The 19,510-nt window shown below is 34.6% G+C and carries 21 protein-coding genes, 1 tRNA gene and 1 other RNA gene; all 23 read left to right on the forward strand.

Going from position 1 to position 19,510, the window contains the following annotated elements; genetic code table 11:
• Positions 1-145 precede the first annotated feature (145 nt).
• The 23 genes from DFR80_RS11860 to yajC all read left to right on the forward strand — a co-directional run bounded on the left by DFR80_RS11860 (position 146) and on the right by yajC (position 19,499).
• Positions 146-565, forward strand: coding sequence for a cytidine deaminase (locus tag DFR80_RS11860; RefSeq protein WP_076544576.1), 420 nt, complete (start codon positions 146-148; stop codon positions 563-565).
• Positions 555-1,436 (forward strand): GTPase Era, encoded by an 882-nt coding sequence (gene era / locus DFR80_RS11865; RefSeq protein ID WP_076544577.1) that lies wholly within the window; start codon positions 555-557, stop codon positions 1,434-1,436. Before DFR80_RS11860 ends, era begins: the two co-directional genes overlap by 11 nt.
• An 84-nt stretch (positions 1,437-1,520) precedes the next feature.
• Complete coding sequence (gene deoC / locus DFR80_RS11870; RefSeq protein ID WP_076544578.1) at positions 1,521-2,204, forward strand: deoxyribose-phosphate aldolase; 684 nt, start codon at positions 1,521-1,523, stop codon at positions 2,202-2,204.
• A gap of 16 nt (positions 2,205-2,220) precedes the next feature.
• Positions 2,221-2,988, forward strand: coding sequence for a DNA repair protein RecO (gene recO, locus DFR80_RS11875; RefSeq protein ID WP_114490105.1), 768 nt, complete (start codon positions 2,221-2,223; stop codon positions 2,986-2,988).
• Positions 2,989-3,068: 80 nt separating this feature from the next.
• Positions 3,069-3,917: a glycine--tRNA ligase subunit alpha gene (gene glyQ, locus DFR80_RS11880; RefSeq protein WP_076544580.1), complete on the forward strand. Its 849-nt coding sequence runs from the start codon at positions 3,069-3,071 to the stop codon at positions 3,915-3,917.
• Between the two features lie 5 nt (positions 3,918-3,922).
• Positions 3,923-5,986 carry a glycine--tRNA ligase subunit beta gene (gene glyS / locus DFR80_RS11885; protein WP_076544621.1) on the forward strand — a complete coding sequence of 688 codons (2,064 nt, stop codon included), beginning with the start codon at positions 3,923-3,925 and terminating at the stop codon, positions 5,984-5,986.
• 22 nt (positions 5,987-6,008) lie between these two features.
• A complete protein-coding gene (locus DFR80_RS11890) occupies positions 6,009-6,815 on the forward strand; it encodes a pyruvate, water dikinase regulatory protein (RefSeq protein WP_076544581.1) in 807 nt (268 codons plus the stop codon).
• An 11-nt stretch (positions 6,816-6,826) separates the two neighbouring features.
• Positions 6,827-7,840 (forward strand): deoxyguanosinetriphosphate triphosphohydrolase, encoded by a 1,014-nt coding sequence (locus tag DFR80_RS11895; protein WP_114490106.1) that lies wholly within the window; start codon positions 6,827-6,829, stop codon positions 7,838-7,840.
• Between the two features lie 107 nt (positions 7,841-7,947).
• A complete protein-coding gene (gene dnaG / locus DFR80_RS11900; protein ID WP_233493853.1) occupies positions 7,948-9,756 on the forward strand; it encodes a DNA primase in 1,809 nt (602 codons plus the stop codon).
• 16 nt (positions 9,757-9,772) lie between these two features.
• The gene (gene rpoD, locus DFR80_RS11905; protein ID WP_199505818.1) at positions 9,773-10,849 is read left to right on the forward strand and encodes an RNA polymerase sigma factor RpoD; all 1,077 of its coding nucleotides are present in this window, start codon (positions 9,773-9,775) and stop codon (positions 10,847-10,849) included.
• A gap of 153 nt (positions 10,850-11,002) precedes the next feature.
• A tRNA-Ile gene (locus DFR80_RS11910) sits at positions 11,003-11,079 on the forward strand.
• A gap of 95 nt (positions 11,080-11,174) precedes the next feature.
• Positions 11,175-12,290, forward strand: a complete 1,116-nt coding sequence (locus DFR80_RS11915; RefSeq protein ID WP_114490108.1) for a Nif3-like dinuclear metal center hexameric protein — start codon at positions 11,175-11,177, stop codon at positions 12,288-12,290.
• Positions 12,291-12,373: 83 nt separating this feature from the next.
• An RNA gene (rnpB, locus tag DFR80_RS11920) (RNase P RNA component class A) lies at positions 12,374-12,737 on the forward strand.
• 51 nt (positions 12,738-12,788) lie between these two features.
• On the forward strand, positions 12,789-12,998 hold the full coding sequence (locus DFR80_RS11925; RefSeq protein ID WP_076544586.1) for a hypothetical protein: 210 nt from the start codon (positions 12,789-12,791) through the stop codon (positions 12,996-12,998).
• Complete coding sequence (locus DFR80_RS11930; protein ID WP_076544587.1) at positions 12,991-13,200, forward strand: hypothetical protein; 210 nt, start codon at positions 12,991-12,993, stop codon at positions 13,198-13,200. The genes DFR80_RS11925 and DFR80_RS11930 overlap by 8 nt, the downstream gene beginning before the upstream one ends.
• Before the next feature lie 247 nt (positions 13,201-13,447).
• Positions 13,448-13,798 (forward strand): helix-turn-helix domain-containing protein, encoded by a 351-nt coding sequence (locus DFR80_RS11935; protein ID WP_076544588.1) that lies wholly within the window; start codon positions 13,448-13,450, stop codon positions 13,796-13,798.
• 63 nt (positions 13,799-13,861) lie between these two features.
• The gene (locus tag DFR80_RS11940; protein WP_076544589.1) at positions 13,862-14,626 is read left to right on the forward strand and encodes a YebC/PmpR family DNA-binding transcriptional regulator; all 765 of its coding nucleotides are present in this window, start codon (positions 13,862-13,864) and stop codon (positions 14,624-14,626) included.
• A gap of 153 nt (positions 14,627-14,779) precedes the next feature.
• The gene (ruvC, locus tag DFR80_RS11945; protein ID WP_076544590.1) at positions 14,780-15,277 is read left to right on the forward strand and encodes a crossover junction endodeoxyribonuclease RuvC; all 498 of its coding nucleotides are present in this window, start codon (positions 14,780-14,782) and stop codon (positions 15,275-15,277) included.
• A complete protein-coding gene (ruvA, locus tag DFR80_RS11950; protein WP_076544591.1) occupies positions 15,274-15,876 on the forward strand; it encodes a Holliday junction branch migration protein RuvA in 603 nt (200 codons plus the stop codon). Before ruvC ends, ruvA begins: the two co-directional genes overlap by 4 nt.
• A 2-nt stretch (positions 15,877-15,878) precedes the next feature.
• Positions 15,879-16,886, forward strand: a complete 1,008-nt coding sequence (gene ruvB, locus DFR80_RS11955; protein ID WP_076544592.1) for a Holliday junction branch migration DNA helicase RuvB — start codon at positions 15,879-15,881, stop codon at positions 16,884-16,886.
• A gap of 38 nt (positions 16,887-16,924) precedes the next feature.
• On the forward strand, positions 16,925-17,968 hold the full coding sequence (queA, locus tag DFR80_RS11960; RefSeq protein WP_114490109.1) for a tRNA preQ1(34) S-adenosylmethionine ribosyltransferase-isomerase QueA: 1,044 nt from the start codon (positions 16,925-16,927) through the stop codon (positions 17,966-17,968).
• 1 nt (position 17,969) lies between these two features.
• Positions 17,970-19,082, forward strand: a complete 1,113-nt coding sequence (tgt, locus tag DFR80_RS11965) for a tRNA guanosine(34) transglycosylase Tgt (RefSeq protein WP_076544594.1) — start codon at positions 17,970-17,972, stop codon at positions 19,080-19,082.
• A gap of 105 nt (positions 19,083-19,187) precedes the next feature.
• Entirely contained in the window at positions 19,188-19,499 is a 312-nt protein-coding gene (gene yajC / locus DFR80_RS11970) for a preprotein translocase subunit YajC (RefSeq protein WP_076544595.1), read from the forward strand.
• The last annotated feature ends 11 nt before the right edge of the window (positions 19,500-19,510 follow it).

Raw genomic sequence — 19,510 nt, forward strand, 5'->3', positions numbered from 1 at the left:
ATAGGGGTGTTTTTGTATTTTTTATGACTACTTTTTTGAGCTTCTTCCTATGTTTATCAAGGTTTTATTACTAAAACCTAACGCCGAAAGTTGAGTTATTAGTTATTAAAACATTGATTTAAAGTAATTTTGTGAGGTGGTAGTAATGAAAAAAGAGATTAAAGAAAAAATGTTTAAAAAGGCAGCAGAAGCTAAAAAGAATGCTTATGTTCCTTATTCTGAATTTCCACTGGGAGCAGCTATTTTAACTGAAGATGGTTCGATATATACAGGAGTTAATATAGAAAATGCAGCTTATGGTTTAACTAACTGTGCAGAAAGATCGGCAATTTTTTCAGCTGTCTCTCAGGGTCATAGAAAAATTGAAGCTGTATTAATTGTAAGTTCTACTGAGGAACCGGTACCTCCCTGTGGTTCCTGTCGTCAGGTTATTAATGAGTTTGCTGATGGAGATATTGAAATAATTATGATGACAGAAACAGGTAAAGAAATAACTATGACCAGTACAGAACTGCTTCCGGGAGCATTTTCGGACAGTTCAATGGAGAAAGATAATGAGTTATAAATCTGGTTTTGTAACAGTTATAGGCAGACCTAATGTTGGTAAATCAACTCTGGTGAATAGTCTTGTAGGAGAAAAAATTAATATAATTTCTCCCAGACCTCAGACAACTAGAAATAGTATTAAAGCAATTTACACTGAAGATGATGGACAAATTATTTTTATTGATACCCCGGGAATACATCAACCCCGAAATGAGCTTGATAAATATATGCTGGATGAAGCATATAATAGCCTTGACGGTATTGATGTTATTATTTTCATCTTAGATGGCAGTACTTACTGGGGGAAAAATGACCAGTTAATTTATGAGCAAATAAAAAATAGTAACCAGGAAATTATTTATGTAATGAATAAAATTGATAAAATTTCAAATAAGGAATTAATAAAAAGGCAGAAAAACTACAGTCAAAAAGTTGGAAAGCAGGTTATACCAATATCTGCTCTGAATAATAAAAATGTTGATAATTTGCTGGAACAGATATTTTCTAAATTACCTGAAGGTCCTCAGTATTATCCAGAAGATATGATAACTGACCAAATAGAAAGATTTGTTTTTGCAGAAATGATCAGGGAAAAGATTTTTTATCTGACCAGAGAAGAGGTACCTTATGGGGTGGCGGTTTTAGTTGAAGAAGTTAAAGAAAGAAAAAATGATGATTATTATATTAGAGCCAATATTTATGTAGAGAAGAAATCTCATAAAGGTATTATTATTGGTAAAAATGGTAAAATGTTAAAAAAAATAGGCCAGGCAGCCCGAAAAGAAATAGAAGATTTAATGCAGACTAAAGTTTATTTGGATCTCTGGGTAAAGGTATTAAAGGACTGGCGTGAGAAAGATAATCTCCTCAAAAGAATGGGTTATAAATAAATTTATTGCAGGACTATGACAAAGTTTGTAGAATATAAATATTGATAAAGCAAAAATATAAGAATTTAAGGAGTGGTTTTAAAAATGGCGATCAAACCTCGTGATATGGCTAAAATGATTGACCATACAAATTTAAGTCCAACAGCAACTGTGGACGATATTAAAAAATTATGTGCGGAAGCAAAAGAGCATGAATTTGCATCAGTTTGTGTAAATCCTATATATGTTCCTCTGGCTGCTAAATTGCTTGAAGAAAGTTCAGTTAAGGTCTGTACAGTAGTTGGATTCCCTCTGGGAGCAAATACTACAGAAGTTAAATCATATGAAACCAGAAATGCAATTAAGAATGGGGCCCAGGAAATTGATATGGTAATGAATATTGGAGCCTTTAAATCAGGTGCCTATGAGATTTTCAAAGCTGATATTAAGGCGGTTGTAGATGCAACTAAAAAAGCAGGTGTAAGTTCTGATATTATAGTAAAAGTTATTTTGGAGACATGTTTTCTGGATGAAGAGGAAATAGTTAAAGCCTGTGAAATTGCAAAAGAAGCAGGAGCTGATTTTGTAAAAACTTCAACTGGTTTTGGTGATTATGGAGCTCGTGTTGAAGATGTAAGTATTATGCGTAAAACTGTTGGTCGAGATGTCGGAGTTAAAGCGTCTGGTGGCATTAAAAACTTTGAACAGGCTTTAGAGATGCTTGATGCAGGCGCAAATAGAATTGGAGCAAGTTCAGGTGTAACAATAGTAACAGATGATGAGGAATAAACGGGAGTTGAATTAAGTGGCAACTTTTGAGACAGAAGCAGTAGTCTTAAAACAGTTTGATTTAGGTGAGTCAGATCGTCTGATTACTTTATATACCAGAGAAAGAGGTAAAATTAAGGCAGTTGCTAGAGGAGCCCGGAAGGGGAAAAAAACTCGTTCCGGACTTGTACTGCCCTTTAGTTATCATAATTTTACTTTATATCAGGGAAAATCACTGGCTAAAATAAATCATATCGAGTCTATAGCAATGAATTCTAGATTGCGAGAAGACTTAGACTATATGGCTTATGCCAGTGTTGTTTCCGAATATGTAGAGCGGGCCGGCCTGGAAGATGAAGCTGATCAGGCTCTTTTTTCTCTTTTAGCCCTTATTTTAGAAAAAATGGCTCAGGCGGAAAAGAAAGAGCTTTTATTTTATCTGACAGTCTTTAAAGCTAAATTAATACTTTTGCTGGGGGTTAAACCTGAGATTGAGACCTGTACAATCTGTGGAGAAAAAATAAATCTTAAGGGATCAACCCCACTTAGTGTGGAAGAGGGCGGTTCAATCTGTCAAAATTGCTTTAATAAAAATGATTTTAAAAATGTTTTTTTCAATTTAAACGAAATGAGAGCTCTTTATAAAATAATTTTTGCAGAGTTTTCTCAACTTAAAGCTGAAAGTTTTCCTAATCAGATTACAGAAAAATTAAATCAACTGACAGAAAAATTTTTGGTTTATCATCTTGATTTGAAACCTAAATCATTATCATTTCTTTATACAATAAGGAAAATGAATAGTTAATTAAATTTGAGCCTTGTCCTGAAGGATAAGGTTTTATTTTAGTGAAAATTATTAAAATGAGTACGAGAGGAAGTGTGTTTATGAATTTCCAGGAAATTATTTTTTCGTTGGATAGATTTTGGAGTGATCAGGGGTGTGTTATTGAACAGCCATACGATATAGAGGTGGGAGCAGGGACAATGAGCCCTTCTACCTTTTTGCGTTCCCTGGGTGAGGAGGGTTGGGATACTGCTTATGTTCAGCCCTGTCGGCGTCCTACTGATGGTCGTTATGGTGATAATCCGTATCGACTGCAGAGATATTTTCAGTATCAGGTAATTATGAAACCTTCCCCTGATAATATTCAAGAAATTTACTTAGATAGTCTGCGTGCTCTGGGGATTGAACCTGAAAAGCATGATATTCGTTTTGTAGAGGATAACTGGGAATCTCCCACTTTGGGAGCCTGGGGTCTTGGCTGGGAAGTCTGGTTGGATGGGATGGAAATTACCCAGTTTACCTATTTCCAGCAGGTTGGGGGATTTAAAGCAGATCCCGTGACAGTAGAAATAACATATGGATTGGAAAGAATAGCTATGTATTTACAGGAAGTAGAAAATGTATATGATTTAACCTGGGTAGAAGGTGTTAAATATCATGATATTTATCATCAAAATGAGGTTGAACAGTCTAAGTATAATTTTGAAGTGGCAGATATTGACCACTTATTTAAATTATTTGATATTTACGAGGCAGAAGCAGAAAATTCACTGGCAGCCGAACTACCTTTAGCTGCTTATGATTATACTTTGAAATGTTCCCACGCTTTTAATCTTCTGGATGCCAGAGGAGCAATTAGTGTAACAGAGAGAACTAGATTTATCAAGCGAGTTAGAAAACTGGCTCATCAATGTGCGGCCAGTTATTTAAACTCAGGAGAGCAGGAGTGATAATGATGGCAAAAAATTTAATTTTTGAAATTGGAACTGAAGAAATGCCAGCTGCTTCCATGCAGAGATTTAGAGAAGATTATTTAAAAACAGCAGCTGCTATTTTTGATAATAATAATTTAGAATATGATAAAATGAATGTTTATTCTACCCCAAGAAGACTTGTGCTTGCTGTTGATGCTTTAGCGGAAGAGCAGGAAGATCAGCGGGATATTGTTCGTGGTCCGGCAGTAAATATTGCTTTTGATGATGATGGGAATCCTACCAGAGCCGGTGAAGGATTTGCTCGAGGACAGGGAGTAGCTGTAGAGGACCTGGTAGAGAAAGATGGTTATCTTTATGCTGAAAAAGTAGAAAAAGGTGAAAAGACAGCAGTTATTTTAGCTAATATCTTAGAAAAGATTGTGGATCAGGTACCTCTACCAAAGGCAATGCGCTGGGGCAGTATTCAGATGGAGTTTATCCGCCCGATTAAATGGTTATTAGTTTTATTTGGCAATCAAAAACTTGATCTTGAGCTAGCAGGTGTCAAAAGTGCCAATTATAGTATAGGACACCGTTTTTTGAGTGAAGGAAAGGTAGAGATCAATTCTGCTGAAGATTATTTTTCTGCTTTAGAATCTGCATCAATTATTGTTAAACAGGACAGGAGAAAAGAATTAATTAAGAAACAGATTTCAAATCTTAATCTAACTGCACAGGCAGTTATCAAAGATTCTTTGCTGGCTGAGGTTATTGATTTAATAGAGTTTCCAACAGCATTTAAAGGAACTTTTGCTGAAGAATATTTAGAACTGCCGGCTGAAGTTTTAATTACTGCTATGGAGAAACACCAGCGTTATTTTCCGGTGATGACTGAAGATAATAAACTGCAGGCCCAATTTATTGGTGTTCGTGACGGGGGAAAAGAATATCTTGATGAGGTAATTTCTGGTAATGAAATGGTCTTAAAAGGTAGACTTGATGATGCTCAATTCTTCTTTGCTGAAGATCAGAAATATGGTTTTTTAAATAGAAGTAAGGATATTAAAGATATTGTTTTTCAGAAAGATATAGGTAGTGTTTATAAAAAAGTGGAAAAACTGCAGCAGATTACAGCCAGGCTGGCTGAACTTTTAAATTATAATAAGGATCAAAAAGAAATGACAGTAAGAGCAGCTGAAATTTGCAAAAATGATCTTGCTACAGAAATGGTAAATGAATTTGCCAATCTTCAGGGATTAATGGGAAAAGAATATGCTCTTTTAGAAGGTGAAAATAAAGAAACAGCAGAAGCTATTTTTGAACATTATTTGCCGAGATTTGCTGGAGATAAATTACCAGAGACAAAAAGTGGAACTGTACTTGCTATGGCAGAAAAATTATTTAACTTAAGCAGTCATTTTCTTTTAGGTAATATTCCGAGTGGATCTCAGGATCCTTTTGCTCTAAGAAGACAGGCTACAGGGCTTTTAAGAATTATTTTATCCAGGGATCTGGCAATTAATATTGAAGAAATAATTAAGTTTTCAATGGATATAGTTGCTATAAATCCTGATAATATTGATTCTGCAATTTTAGAATTAAAGGAATTTATTAAGCAGAGATTAGAAAATCTGCTGACTGAAGAAGATGTTAGATATGATATTATCAACGCAGTAATTGATATTAATGATCAAAACTTACTTGATCTTTATCAGCGAGCTCATAAATTAATGGAATTTAGATCTGAAAACCCTGATTTATTTGTTGATTTAATTCGCGGGCTGGTTCGAGCTAAAAATATCAGTGATAAAGCTGAAAATAAAATGGAGATAAATGCAGGATTATTAGTTGAAGAAGAAGAAAAAGAACTATATAAAGCATTTAATCAGAGGAAAGCAAATATAAATCAATATTTTACTTCTGGTCAGTATCAAAAAGGATTTTATCTACTGGTCGAATTAAAGAAATATATTGATGCTTTTCTGGATAATGTAATGGTTATGGTTGATGACATTGAATTAAAAAATAATCGACTGGCCTTATTAGCTCATATCGCAGTCTTAATGTCCGAGGTAATGGATATCGAAAAAATAGCTCTAGACTAACAATAAACCGGGGTGAGAAATTATGAGTGAAAAAAAATTGATTGCTTATGCAGTGTCAGATTCAACCGGTAAAACAGCCAAACATTTAATGGAGTCAGCAGTAGGACAATTTCCTGACTCTGATGTAAAAATCAGGTCATTTTCTTTTGTGCGTTCTCTGGAAAGAATTGACGAGATTATAGAAAAGGCGAAAGCAGATAATGCAATTATTGCCTATACTTTTGTTAAAACAGAGATGAGAAAACATTTAAATATGCTGGCAGAAAAAAATAATCTGGAATATATTGATATGATGGACCAGCCTCTAAATATGGTAGCGGGAAGACTGGGGGTTGAGCCAAGAGAGGAATTTGCGCTTAAATATAAATTGGATGAAGAATATTTTAAAAGAATTGAAGCAATGGAGTTTACTCTCCGATTCGATGATTTAAATGAGTCCAAAGGGATTGCAGAAGCTGATATTGTTTTAGTAGGAGTATCCAGAACCTCTAAAACACCTCTTTCTGTTCATCTTTCATATTTAGGTTATAAAACTGCCAATGTGCCGCTGGTACCTGAGGTAGATGTCCACCCCTCTGTTTTAGAAAATAAAGATAACAAGGTAGTTGGACTGACTATAGATCCTGAATTATTAAATGATATCAGGATAGAAAGATTAAAAAAGATGGGACTTGGTGATGATGCAACCTATGCAGCTAAAGAAAGAATAAATCAGGAATTCGAATATGCTGATTCTATTATGGAAGAAATAGGCTGTCCCATAATTGATGTTACGGATAAAACGATAGAAGAAACTGCTGTTGAGGTTCTTTCATATTTTAATGATTAGGAGCTGATACTATGTTTTCCAGAGTTGAACAGCTGGCATGGGAAAGAGAAAAACTTTCGGATTTTGCCTGTTTGAGTTCCGAGAGTAGAGGACGAATAAAACCAGAATCTGATTCTGATATTCGCACGATATTTCAGCATGATCGTGATAGAATTATTCATTCTAAAGCCTTTAGAAGACTTAAACATAAAACACAGGTTTTTATTGCTCCCGAAGGAGATCACTATCGAACTCGACTTACTCACACTCTGGAAGTGTCTCAGATTGCTCGTACGATAGCAAGAGCTCTTAAATTAAATGAAGATTTAGTAGAAGCAATTGCTCTGGGACATGACCTGGGGCATACTCCATTTGGCCATGCTGGTGAAGCAGCTCTTTCGGAAATCACTGGAGCAGACTTTAAACATAACCTTCAAAGTTTAAGAGTTGTGGATCTGATAGAAAAAAGAAGTAGTGGCAGCAGGGGACTTAACTTAAGTGTTGAGGTTAGAGATGGTATTTTAAATCATACAGGTGCTAATAAACCTTTAACTCTTGAGGGAGAGATTGTCAGAATTGCTGATCGAGTTGCCTATATTAATCATGACATTGATGATGCTTTAAGAGCGGGTATTATTGCTGATTCTGATTTACCCGCTAAGGCAATTTCTATTCTGGGCAATACTCATTCTGAGAGAATCGATGTAATGGTGAGAGATTTAATAAATTCCAGCTGGCAGCATGGCGAAATAAGACGTTCAGCTGAAGTTAAAGCTGCGACCAAAGAATTAAGAAGTTTTCTTTTTGAAAATGTTTATATTGGTTCTGAAGGTAAAAGTGAAGAGGGTAAAGCAAAAAGACTTTTAAAATTACTTTATGAATTTTTTATGGAGCATATTGATTATATTCCTGATGAATATTTAGAGTTTGAAAAGAATTACAAACAGGCAGTAATTGACTATATTGCGGGCATGACAGATCGTTATGCTATTAATCTGGGTAGAAAATATTTTATTCCTACTCCGTGGTTCGACAAAAATCGATAAACTTTTAGTTATTAATATAAATAAATGCAGGATTAATAATCTTTTTAGAGAAATATTATTACAGCGGTAAAATACTTTTTTAACTTGAAATAATAATTAAGGTCAGGGTGGATAAATTGACCAGATATTCCGATGAATTTATTAATGAATTAAAAGAAAGTGTTAATTTAGTAGATTTGGTTTCTGATTATCTTGAATTAAAAAAATCAGGAAATAGATATAAGGGTCTATGCCCTTTTCACAGTGAAAAAACCCCATCATTTTTTGTTAATCCTGATAATAATTTTTACCACTGTTTTGGCTGTGGAGCTGGTGGAGATGCAATAAATTTTGTGATGGAAATTGAAAATCTTACCTTTGTTGAATCAGTGAAAATGCTCACTGAGAGGACTGGAATGGAACTTCCTGATCTCAGCAACCAGCAGCGACAGCGTTATAAAGAACGTGAACAGTTATTTTCTTTAAATAAATTAGCAGCCAGGTTTTATAATTATTTATTGACTGAAACTGAGATGGGAAGGGATGCCCTGAATTATCTAAAGGAAAGAGGTTTTGGAGAGTCAGAAATTGAAGAATTTAAGCTTGGTTATGCAGCTGATGAATGGCAGCTTTTATTAAATTTTTTACAAAAAAAGGGGTTCGGTATTAATTTAATTAATAAAGCTGGTTTGATCAGTGAAGGGAAAAATAATTCTTATTATGATAAGTTTAGAAACCGAGTTATGTTTCCTATATTTAATAATCGAGGGGAAGTAATTGCATTTGGAGGTAGAATTTTGGAGACTGAGGATGGTTATGGTCCTAAATATCTTAATTCTCCCGAAACTCAAATTTTTAGTAAAAAGAAAAATTTATATGGTTTACATCTTGCTAAAGAAACTATTCGTAAAAAAAATAGCTGTATTATTATGGAAGGTTATACTGATGTCATCCAGGCTCATAAAAATGGATTTAATAATTCTATTGCTTCTCTAGGTACAGCTTTTACTGAAGAGCAGGCAAAATTAATCCATAGATATGCCGAAAACGCTTATATAGCTTATGATGCAGATACAGCCGGTAATAAAGCAACTTTAAGAGGGCTTGATATATTGAGTGGAACAGGAATCAATGTCAAAGTTATTCAGTTAGCCGAAGGTAGTGATCCAGACCAACTATTAAAAAATGAAGGCAAAGAAAGCTTTGATAAATTAATAGAAGAAGCTGTAAATTTAATTGATTTTAAAATTAATATGATTGTTAAGAATAAAAATCTTAATGATCCAGGAGTGCGAAAAAAAGTTTTGAAGTCAATTGTTAAACTTTTGAGTGAGGTTAGTGATAATCTGGAAAGAGAAATTTATATTGAAAGGGCTGCTGCTAAAACAAATTTCAAGGCAGAAGTGCTGGCCGATGAAGTGGAAAAAGAATTTCAGAGAAATAAAAGCAGGAATTATCAAAGAAATAGAGAAAAACAAAATAAGCAAACAGAAAAATCATTTGACTTATACTCACAATTATCGTATTATCAAAAAGTTGAGGAAGAAATTCTGGCTCATTTTATTAGTAATCCTGGTTTAAGAGAGCAGATTACAGCCAGACTTTCTAAAAATGATTTTAATGGTAGAACTGCTCAACTTGCGGAACGTTTATTTAGGGGTAGTGTGATCAGCAATTCAGTTAAAATTGATAAAATAAAAAATGAGTTAGGAGATGAACTTTTATCTTACTGGTCAGAAATTCTGGTTAAACAGGATAATTCTTTAACTAAAGAACACATTTTAGAACTGGCTGAATATTTAAGTTCTAAAAGAATAGCCAGCAACAAAAAAAAGCTGTGCAATTTACTCAGTAGAAGAGAACTAAGTTTAAATAAATTAAATCGCATTTTATTAACATTTTATAGTTTGAATTATAATATTGAAAGGAGGGACTAAAGTGGCTGAAAAAGATATGAGTCCTGCCAAAATAGATGAAGTTAAGAATCTTGTCAATCGTGGAAAAAAAGAAGGGGAATTAACTTATGAAGAAATTATGGATGCCCTGGAGGATATTGATTTAGATTCTGAAGATATAGAGAAAATCTATGATATATTCAGTGAAATGAATATTGAAATAGTTAATTCTAAATTAGAAGATGAAGAGGATGAAGATGACGAAGATGAAAATAGTGGTCTTGATCTGAGTGTTCCTAAGGGTGTTGGTATAGATGATCCTGTTCGAATGTATTTAAAAGAGATTGGTAAAGTGGACCTTTTAACAGCAGATGAAGAGGTGGAACTTGCCAAAAGAATGGAACAGGGGGATGAATGGGCTAAACAGCAACTTGTTGAAGCAAATTTGAGGCTTGTGGTGAGTATTGCCAAAAAATATGTTGGTCGCGGAATGCTTTTTCTTGATTTAATTCAAGAAGGTAATATGGGACTAATGAAAGCAGTAGAAAAATTTGATTATACCAAAGGTTATAAGTTTAGTACCTATGCTACCTGGTGGATCAGACAAGCTATTACTCGTTCTATAGCTGATCAGGCCAGAACAATTAGAGTTCCAGTCCATATGGTTGAAACTATTAATAAACTGATCAGAGTTTCAAGACAGCTTCTACAGGAAAAGGGAAGAGAACCCAAGGCGGAAGAAATTGGTGAAGAGATGGATATCTCCGCTGAAAAGGTAAGAGAAATTATGAAAATTGCACAGGAACCTGTTTCGCTTGAGACTCCCATCGGAGAGGAAGAAGACAGTCACCTTGGTGATTTTATTGAAGATGAGGATTCTCCTGCTCCTGCATCAGCGGCATCATATATATTGCTTAAAGAACAGTTAGATGGAGTTTTGGATACTCTTACTGATAGAGAAAAGAGAGTACTTGAACTTAGATTTGGAATTGAAGATGGTCGACCAAGAACTCTGGAAGAAGTGGGAAAAGAATTTGGAGTTACCAGGGAAAGAATTCGACAGATTGAAGCTAAAGCACTGCGGAAATTAAGACATCCCAGCCGCAGTAAAAAGTTGAAGGATTACCTGGAATAAAGAGTATGAATGGGGAATTGGAAGTATTTATGAGATATTACAATATTATCATTAATATTTCGGAGATTAATTGCAAATTTACTCTTGACCTGGACTGATTTCTATCATATAATTATTCTTGTCGTCACAAATAATAGATTTGTTTTTTGCAGCGGGCCCATAGCTCAGCTGGTCAGAGCAACCGGCTCATAACCGGTTGGTCCCAGGTTCGAATCCTGGTGGGCCCACCAAGGAATATTAACACCCTGTTCTTTAATTAGAGCAGGGTTTTTTTGCTTTTAAATAATAAGTATGCTAATGAGTATCTATTTGAGGAGGTTAAGTTATGGCAAAAGTAGCAGAAGTTGTTCAGTTGGTGGGAGAACTTGCTCCCGGTAGATTGGCAGAAGACTGGGATAATGTAGGTCTGCAGGTTGGAGATCTAAACCAGGAAGTAGAAAATGTACTGCTGGCACTTGATTTTAATAATGAAATTTTCACTGAAGCTTTAGATAAAAATTGTCAGTTAATTATTACTCATCATCCTTTTATTTTTAACGGGATCAAATCTGTGGATGCCCAGAGTGAAAGTGGCAAATTAATTTATGGACTGATTAAAAATGATATTTCCTTATTTTCTGCCCATACAAATTTGGATATTGCTGAAGGTGGTTTAAATGATTATCTGATTAGAAAATTAGATGTGGAGAATATTTCTGTTTTAAAAACAACCAGCAGCCTTAACTATTATAAGCTGGTTACTTTTATTCCTGAAGGCAGCTTTAAAAATGTACGAGATGCACTTTATGCTGAGGGGGCCGGTAAATATAAAAATTACAGTCACAGTGGTTTTTACCAGCAGGGAAATGGTAATTTTAGACCTTTAGAAAATTCTGATCCTTATTTGGGGCAGAAAGACTCGCTTAATCAGGTAAATGAATATAGATTTGAAACTATAGTAGCACCTGAAAATTTAGATAAGGTCGTTAAAACTTTGCTAAGAGAGCATCCTTATGAGGAACCTGCCTGGGATTTATATCAGATGGAGAATTTAAAAAATGAAAAGGGTATTGGCAGAATTGCTGATTTAAAAGAAGAAATTGAGCTCCAAACTTTAATAGAAAAGATCAAAGAGGTTTACAGCATAGATCAGCTTAAAGTTGTAGAGCAGAAAAATAAAATAAAGAGAATAGCTCTCTGCAGTGGAAGTGGGGCTGATTTTATCAAAGATGCCTATTATCAGGGGGCAGACCTTTATCTAACAGGAGATATTAAATTTCACGAAGCTCAGACAGCAGAAGAGTTGGGCTTATCTTTAATTGATTTTGGTCATTATGGCAGCGAAAAATTTGTTCGAGATTTATTAGCTGCCAGTTTAAAGACAAAAGCTTCAGCAAAATTAAATAAAGAGTTAAACTTTATAAAATCAGAGCTTAATACAAATCCCTGGACCTATAAATAAGGTCTAATAAGTGGGTGTTTTTAACTTGAGTAGAATGCTTGACATATTATAAATCTGGTGGTATACTTTATATGGTAAAAAAATAAGTTAACCGGATGATCGCATCTTTTATGATGAGGAAAGTCCGAGCTCCACAGGATAGGATGCCGGGTAACACCCGGTGGAGGTAACTCCCAGGCTAGTGCCACAGAAATATACCGCTTTTTGATGAAAGGGTTTTCTTGAAATTCTTATCATTGGAAGTAAGGGTGAAAAGGTAAGGTAAGAGCTTACCGGGTTTCAGGTAACTGGAATGCCAGGTAAACCCCATCTGGAGTAAGTCCAAATAGAGAGAATATAAAAGTGATCCGCTTTTCTCCGGGTAAGGACGCTTGAGGGTTCAGGCAACTGTGCTCCCAGATAGATGATCATCTAATACAGAACTCGGCTTATAGGTTAACTTATTTTTTTCTCTGTTATATTTTCAATTTTTATAAAAATCAAAAAAGGGGTGTTTGAATGGAGAAAGCAGTAATTGATGTAATAGATTATATTGATGCGGCAGTAAATAAAACAGAGCAATTTAATGATTATTCTCCTGAAATGAGTAACAAAGTTCTGGATAATAGAATTATGACACTCGAAGGTTACATAAGATATATTGAACGAGAAACGATGCCCAGATTAGAAGGTCTGGTAGAAAAGCTTGAGGAGGTAAATGATGGTTGATCAGATATATTATAAAATTCAGTATCCTCTTAAAAAAGCTATAGATTTAATGAAAGATTTGGATAGTCATGATCTAGATTCACTTGGTGAAGGTTTAAGTGATTATGACAGAGAAAAGATTGCTAGCTTCATAGAAGACTGGAATAATGGCGGTAGAGAAAAACTGACAGCATTAATCAGTGATTTGAGAGCCCAACAATAAATAATATTATTTTAAACCATAGCTGATTGGCTGTGGTTTTTTTATGTCAATAAAATATTACCTTAATTTATTAAAGGTGTCTGAGGGATATTTTGTTCTTTAAAAGACTATAAATATTATAAAAAGAATATTTATAGATAAAAAATACTTAAATACTCTAATAATACCTATTTACTTTATTATAATACCTATATCCTCTTCAAATTGAGCTCTCTTCGCTCTAAGATATATATTAGAGGTGAGCTGAATGCAAAAAGAATTTATTGGTAGAAAAATTAAAGAATACCGGAAGATCAATGAGTTAACCCAGGAGGGTCTAGGTGAAAAGGCAGGACTTCATTATACATATATTGGTCAGGTAGAACGAGGAGAAAAGGAACCTTCCTTAAAATCACTGATAAATATTGCTGATGCTCTTGGGGTAGGTGTGGACAAATTACTGATTAATTATGATTTGAGTTCGGAGGCGAGTATTAAGATTTCTAATATAACTGATCTGCTTTTAAATAGAGACGAAAAAGAACTAGAGATGATCTACACACTTTTAAAAGATCTGACACAGATTTTAGAGGAACATAATATTGAAAAACAATCATAATTATGGTACAATAAACTGCAAACTGATTAATGAAGTGTAATTTGATTTAAGGAGGGTTATTATATGGCCGGACATTCTAAGTGGGCTAATATAAAGCATAAAAAGCAAAAAGAAGATAAGAGAAGAGGTAAGTTATTTTCAAAATTAAGTCGTAAAATAGCTGTAGCTGCAAGAGAAGGTGGCGGAGATCCTGAGATGAATTCGGATCTCAGAATGGCTATTCAGAAAGCTAAAGATAATAATATGCCTAATGATAATATTGAGAGGGCAATTAAGCGAGGTACAGGTAATTTAGAAGGAATGACCTATGAATCCTTTGTTTATGAGGGGTATGGACCTGGTGGAGTTGCATTATATCTTGATATTATGACTGATAATAGAAATAGAACTGCATCAGAAGTACGCCACATTTTAGATAAAAATGGGGGTAATCTTGGTTCTAATGGCTGTGTTGCCTGGATGTTCCAGCGTAAAGGCGAGCTTGTAATTGATCTCAACGAATTTGAAGTTGGGGAAGAAGATTTATTATTAGAAGCATTAGAGGCAGGAGCAGAAGATTTAGATTATGGAGAAGAGGAAGCAATAATTTATACTGATCCGTCTAATTATGAATCAGCCAGAGAATCTTTGGAGGAAGCAGGTTACGAATTTGAATCTGCTGATCTGGCAATGATTCCTGATAATAAAGTTACTTTAGATAAAAGTGATGCTAAAAAAATGCTGAGATTAATGGATCAATTAGAAGATCATGATGATATTCAAGATGTTTATTCTAATTTTGAGATTCCTGAAGATGTTAGAGCTGAACTTGAAGCTGAAGAGAATTAATTAAAATTTAATCTAATTTTAATTTAGATGTTTTAAAATAATTGTAGATTTTAATAAGGGCACTGTGCAGCAGTGTCTTTATTTTTTTGTTTTAATATTTTTACTCATTGTGATATAATTGTTTCAAACATTAGTTTGAGTGGGGTGTGATTTTTGCGAATTCTAGGTATTGATCCGGGGCTGGCAACTATTGGTTATGCTCTGGTGGACAAAGAGACAAATCATTTTAATGTGTTAGAGTATGGTGTTATTAAAACTTCAGCAGATAAAAGCAATGTGGAAAGGCTTGAAATTATCCATAGGAATATTGAAGCTTTAATTAAAGAGTTTCAGCCAGAGCAAATGGCAGTCGAAGAATTATTTTTTAATAAAAATGTTAAAACGGCAATAGTAGTTGGACAGGCGAGAGGAGTAATTTTACTTGCAGGTGCTCAGGCTGGCTTAGAGGTTGCTGAATATACTCCTCTGCAGATTAAACAGGCGGTTGTCGGATATGGAAGAGCTGACAAAAAACAGGTTCAGATGATGGTTAAATCATTACTGAATTTATCTGAAATTCCCCGTCCTGATGATGCCGCAGACGCTCTGGCAATTTCTATCTGTCATGGACATGTATACAGTGCTCATTCTGGATGGGAGGAAAGATTATGATTGGCTATTTAGAAGGAGAAGTAATTGATTCTGAAAATAATAAAATAATACTGAATATTGGTGGGGTAGGTTATGAATTAGAACTGGCTGGTTTTAAAAAACAACCCCGGGTTGGAGAAGAGATAGAGGTTTATACATACACTTATGTAAGAGAAGATGCTTTAAAACTATTTGCTTTTCCAGAAAAAAATGGTAAAGAGCTTTTTGAAATTTTAATAACTGTTAACGGTATAGGTCCCAGTGCGGGTTTGAATATTTTAAATACAATGCCTGCTCCCAGGTTTATTAATGCTATAATGCAGAAAAACGAAGTGGTTTTAAAAGAAATATCGGGTATTGGACCTAAAACTGCTCAACGACTTATACTTGAGCTTCAAAGCAAGTTAGAGGAATTTGCTTACTTGCAGAGTGAAAATAACACAGCAGCTAAAGATTTTACTACTGATAAAGAACGTCAGGATATAATTGATGCCCTAACAGCACTTGGTTATAAAATATCAGAAATAAATCGTGCTTTAAGAGAAGTAGAATATAATGCTGAAGCTGACCTATCAGAAAAAATTAGATTAACTTTAAGCCAGCTTGGTAAGGAGAGATAATAATGGAAAATGAAAGAAGAGTTGTTTCTCCCAAAAAGAAAAAAGATGATAATTCTATAGATAAAGGGTTAAGGCCTCTCAGTCTGGAAGAATATATTGGTCAGAATAAATCGAAAGAAAAACTAAAGATATTTATTCAGGCAGCCAGAGATAGAAAAGAAGCACTTGATCATGTTATGCTTTATGGACCACCTGGACTTGGTAAAACTACCCTGGCTAATATAATTGCAAATGAGTTAAATGTAAATATTCATCAGACTTCCGGTCCGGCTATTGAAAGACCGGGAGATCTGGCATCGATTTTGACTAATCTGCAGCCGAGTGATGTGCTTTTTATAGATGAAATTCACCGCTTAAATAAAATGGTAGAGGAAGTTTTATATCCGGCAATGGAAGACTACTGTCTGGATATAATTATTGGAAAAGGACCCAGTGCTCGCTCGGTCAGACTGGATCTGGCTCCTTTTACTTTGGTAGGAGCTACAACTAAAGCTGGTAGATTGAGTTCTCCCCTGCGCGACAGATTTGGAGTTATTAACAGACTGGAATTTTATGAACAAACTGAGCTTCAGGAAATCGTTAGCAGATCAGCAGCTATTCTTGATGTAGAAATTGTAGATCATGGAGCTCTTGAAATAGCAAGACGTTCAAGAGGAACTCCCAGAATAGCTAATCGGCTCTTAAAAAGAGTAAGAGATTTTGCAGAAGTTAAAGCAGATGGTATAATTAATAGAGATGTTGTGGATGCTGCTTTAAAGTTGCTGGAAATTGATGAACTGGGACTGGATCGAATTGATCATAAGTTATTGGAAACCATTATACTTAAGTTTAGAGGCGGTCCAGTTGGTTTAAATACACTTGCGGCTGCAATCAGTGAAGAAACAGAAACTATTGAAGATGTGTACGAGCCTTATCTGCTTCAGTTAGGGTTTTTAGAGCGTACTCCAAGAGGACGAATTGCCACTACTAAGGCCTATCAGCATCTTAATATTGAGCAGAATATTGATTGATCTACATTAAAGTTAAATGATTTTGGAGGTAATTTTAGATGAAAGTAGAAGAATTTGATTATCATCTTCCAGAAGAGTTGATTGCTCAAACACCTCTTCCTGAGCGGGATGAATCAAGGTTAATGATTTTAAATCCAGAACAGGACAGGATTAAAGAGGATATTTTTAAAAATTTAAAAGATTACTTAGAACCTGGTGATATGATCATTATGAATAATAGTCGAGTTATTCCAGCCAGGTTATATGGAGAGAAAATTCCAACAGGAACAGAAATTGAACTATTATTATTAAATGAATTAGCAGAGGGACGCTGGGAGGTTTTAGTTAGACCCGGCCGCAGAGCTAAAAAAGGTGTTAAGATTAATTTTGAAGATATTTTAGAGGCTGAAGTTGTAGAATATACTGATTTTGGCGGCAGAATAGTAGAATTTAGCTGGGATCAGCAGGAATATAATTTTGAAGAGATTTTAAATCAGCTGGGTGAAATGCCTTTGCCTCCATATATTAATGAAAAATTAGATGATCCCGAGCGCTATCAGACAGTATACAGTGAAAAAAAAGGATCAGCAGCAGCTCCAACAGCCGGACTTCATTTTACCGATCGTTTATTAGAAGAATTGCAGGAATACGGTGTAATACTAGACTATATAACTCTGCATGTTGGTTTGGGTACATTTAGACCGGTCAAAAGTGAAGATATTGAAGACCATGAGATGCATGAGGAGTACGCAGAGATTTCTGCTGAGACTGCTAAAAAAATTAAAGAAGTTAAAGCCAGGGGTAATAAAGTTGTAGCTGTTGGAACAACAGTAACCAGGACACTGGAATCCGCAGCTCAGGATGGTGAACTGAGTGAATATAAAGGATGGACTGATATTTTTATTTATCCGGGCTATGAATTTAAAGTTATTGACTCTTTAATTACGAATTTCCATCTTCCTAAGTCTACTTTATTGATGCTGGTTTCGGCTCTGGCAGGTAAAGAATTTGTTTTAGAAGCCTATGAGCAGGCTGTAGAAAATGAATTTAGATTTTTTAGTCTGGGAGATGCGATGCTGATTTTAAACAGGAAGGAAGATTAGTTTGTTTGATTTTAAATTATTTAAGAAAAATAAGAATTCACAGGCTCGACTGGGTGAGATAACTACAGATCACGGCAAAATTGAAACACCTATCTTTATGCCCGTTGGTACCCAGGCGACTGTTAAGGCAATGTCATCCAGAGAATTAAAAGAAATTGGTTCACAGATCATACTTGGAAACACATATCATTTATATTTGAGACCAGGTGATGATTTAATTGCTAAAGCTGGTGGGCTGCATAAGTTTATGAATTGGGATCGTCCAATTTTGACAGATAGTGGTGGTTTTCAGGTTTTTTCACTTGCAAATTTGCGAGAAATAGAAGAAGAAGGTGTTTATTTTCAATCACATCTTGATGGATCGAAACACTTTATATCACCAGAAAAATCAATGCAGATTCAAAAAAACTTAGGTTCTGATATTGTAATGGCTTTTGACGAGTGTCCTCCTTATCCAGCTGAAAAGGAATATGTAGAAAAATCATTAAATAGGACCCTTCGCTGGGCAGAAAGATGTAAAAAAGAAATGGAAACCGCCAGGGGCCAGGCACTTTTTGGAATCATTCAGGGAGGAGTTTATCCAGAACTAAGGAAACAGAGTGTCGAAGAGACAACAAAATTTGATTTCCCTGGTTATTCCATTGGTGGTTTGAGTGTTGGAGAGCCAAAAGAAGAAATGTATAAAATGCTTGATTATACAACACCATTGATGCCGGAAGATAAACCGCGTTATTTAATGGGAGTAGGAACTCCCGAAGATTTAATAGAAGGTATTTATCATGGTATTGATATGTTTGATTGTGTGATGCCAACCAGGATTGCTCGACATGGTCAGATATTTACCCATCAAGGAAGAAAAACAATTAGGAATGCAACTTATAAAGAAGATTTTTCTCCTCTTGATTCTGAATGTGACTGTCATGTTTGCCAGAATTATAGTCGTGGCTATGTAAGACATTTACTTAAGCGAAATGAAATACTTGGGGTTAGATTAACAACCTACCATAATCTCTATTTTATGCTGAAGTTTTCTGAAGAAATCAGGCAGGCTATTAAGGATGACAGGTTTATTGATTTCAGAGAGGAGTTTTATGATAAATATGAATTAAAATAAAATATTTTAATTCTTTTTAAAATAATATTTTGCTTTTAGCAGGAATATTATAATTATTGTTGAATTAGTTATGAGAGAAAAAAATTAATTAGGAGAGGATAGTTAATGGAATATTTATATGCAATTTTACCATGGGTCTTAATTTTTGGTATTTTTTGGTTCTTTTTAATCAGACCTCAACAAAAACAGAAAAAAGAACATCAGAACATGCTGGATAATCTTAGTATCGGTGATAAAATAGTTACTATTGGCGGTATTAAAGGTAAGATTATCAAACTCAAAGACAGTAATGTTCGAGTTAGAGTGTCTTCGAATGTTGATATTGACTTTGTCAAAAATGCAATTTCTCGTGTAGAAGAGAAAAGCAACAGCAAAAATGTTGATGATTCTGAAGACAGCAAAAAAGATAAAGAATAATTTATTTAGTG

It is taken from the genome of Halanaerobium sp. ST460_2HS_T2 (assembly GCF_003337665.1).
In the GTDB taxonomy this organism is placed as follows: Bacteria; Bacillota; Halanaerobiia; order Halanaerobiales; family Halanaerobiaceae; genus Halanaerobium; species Halanaerobium kushneri.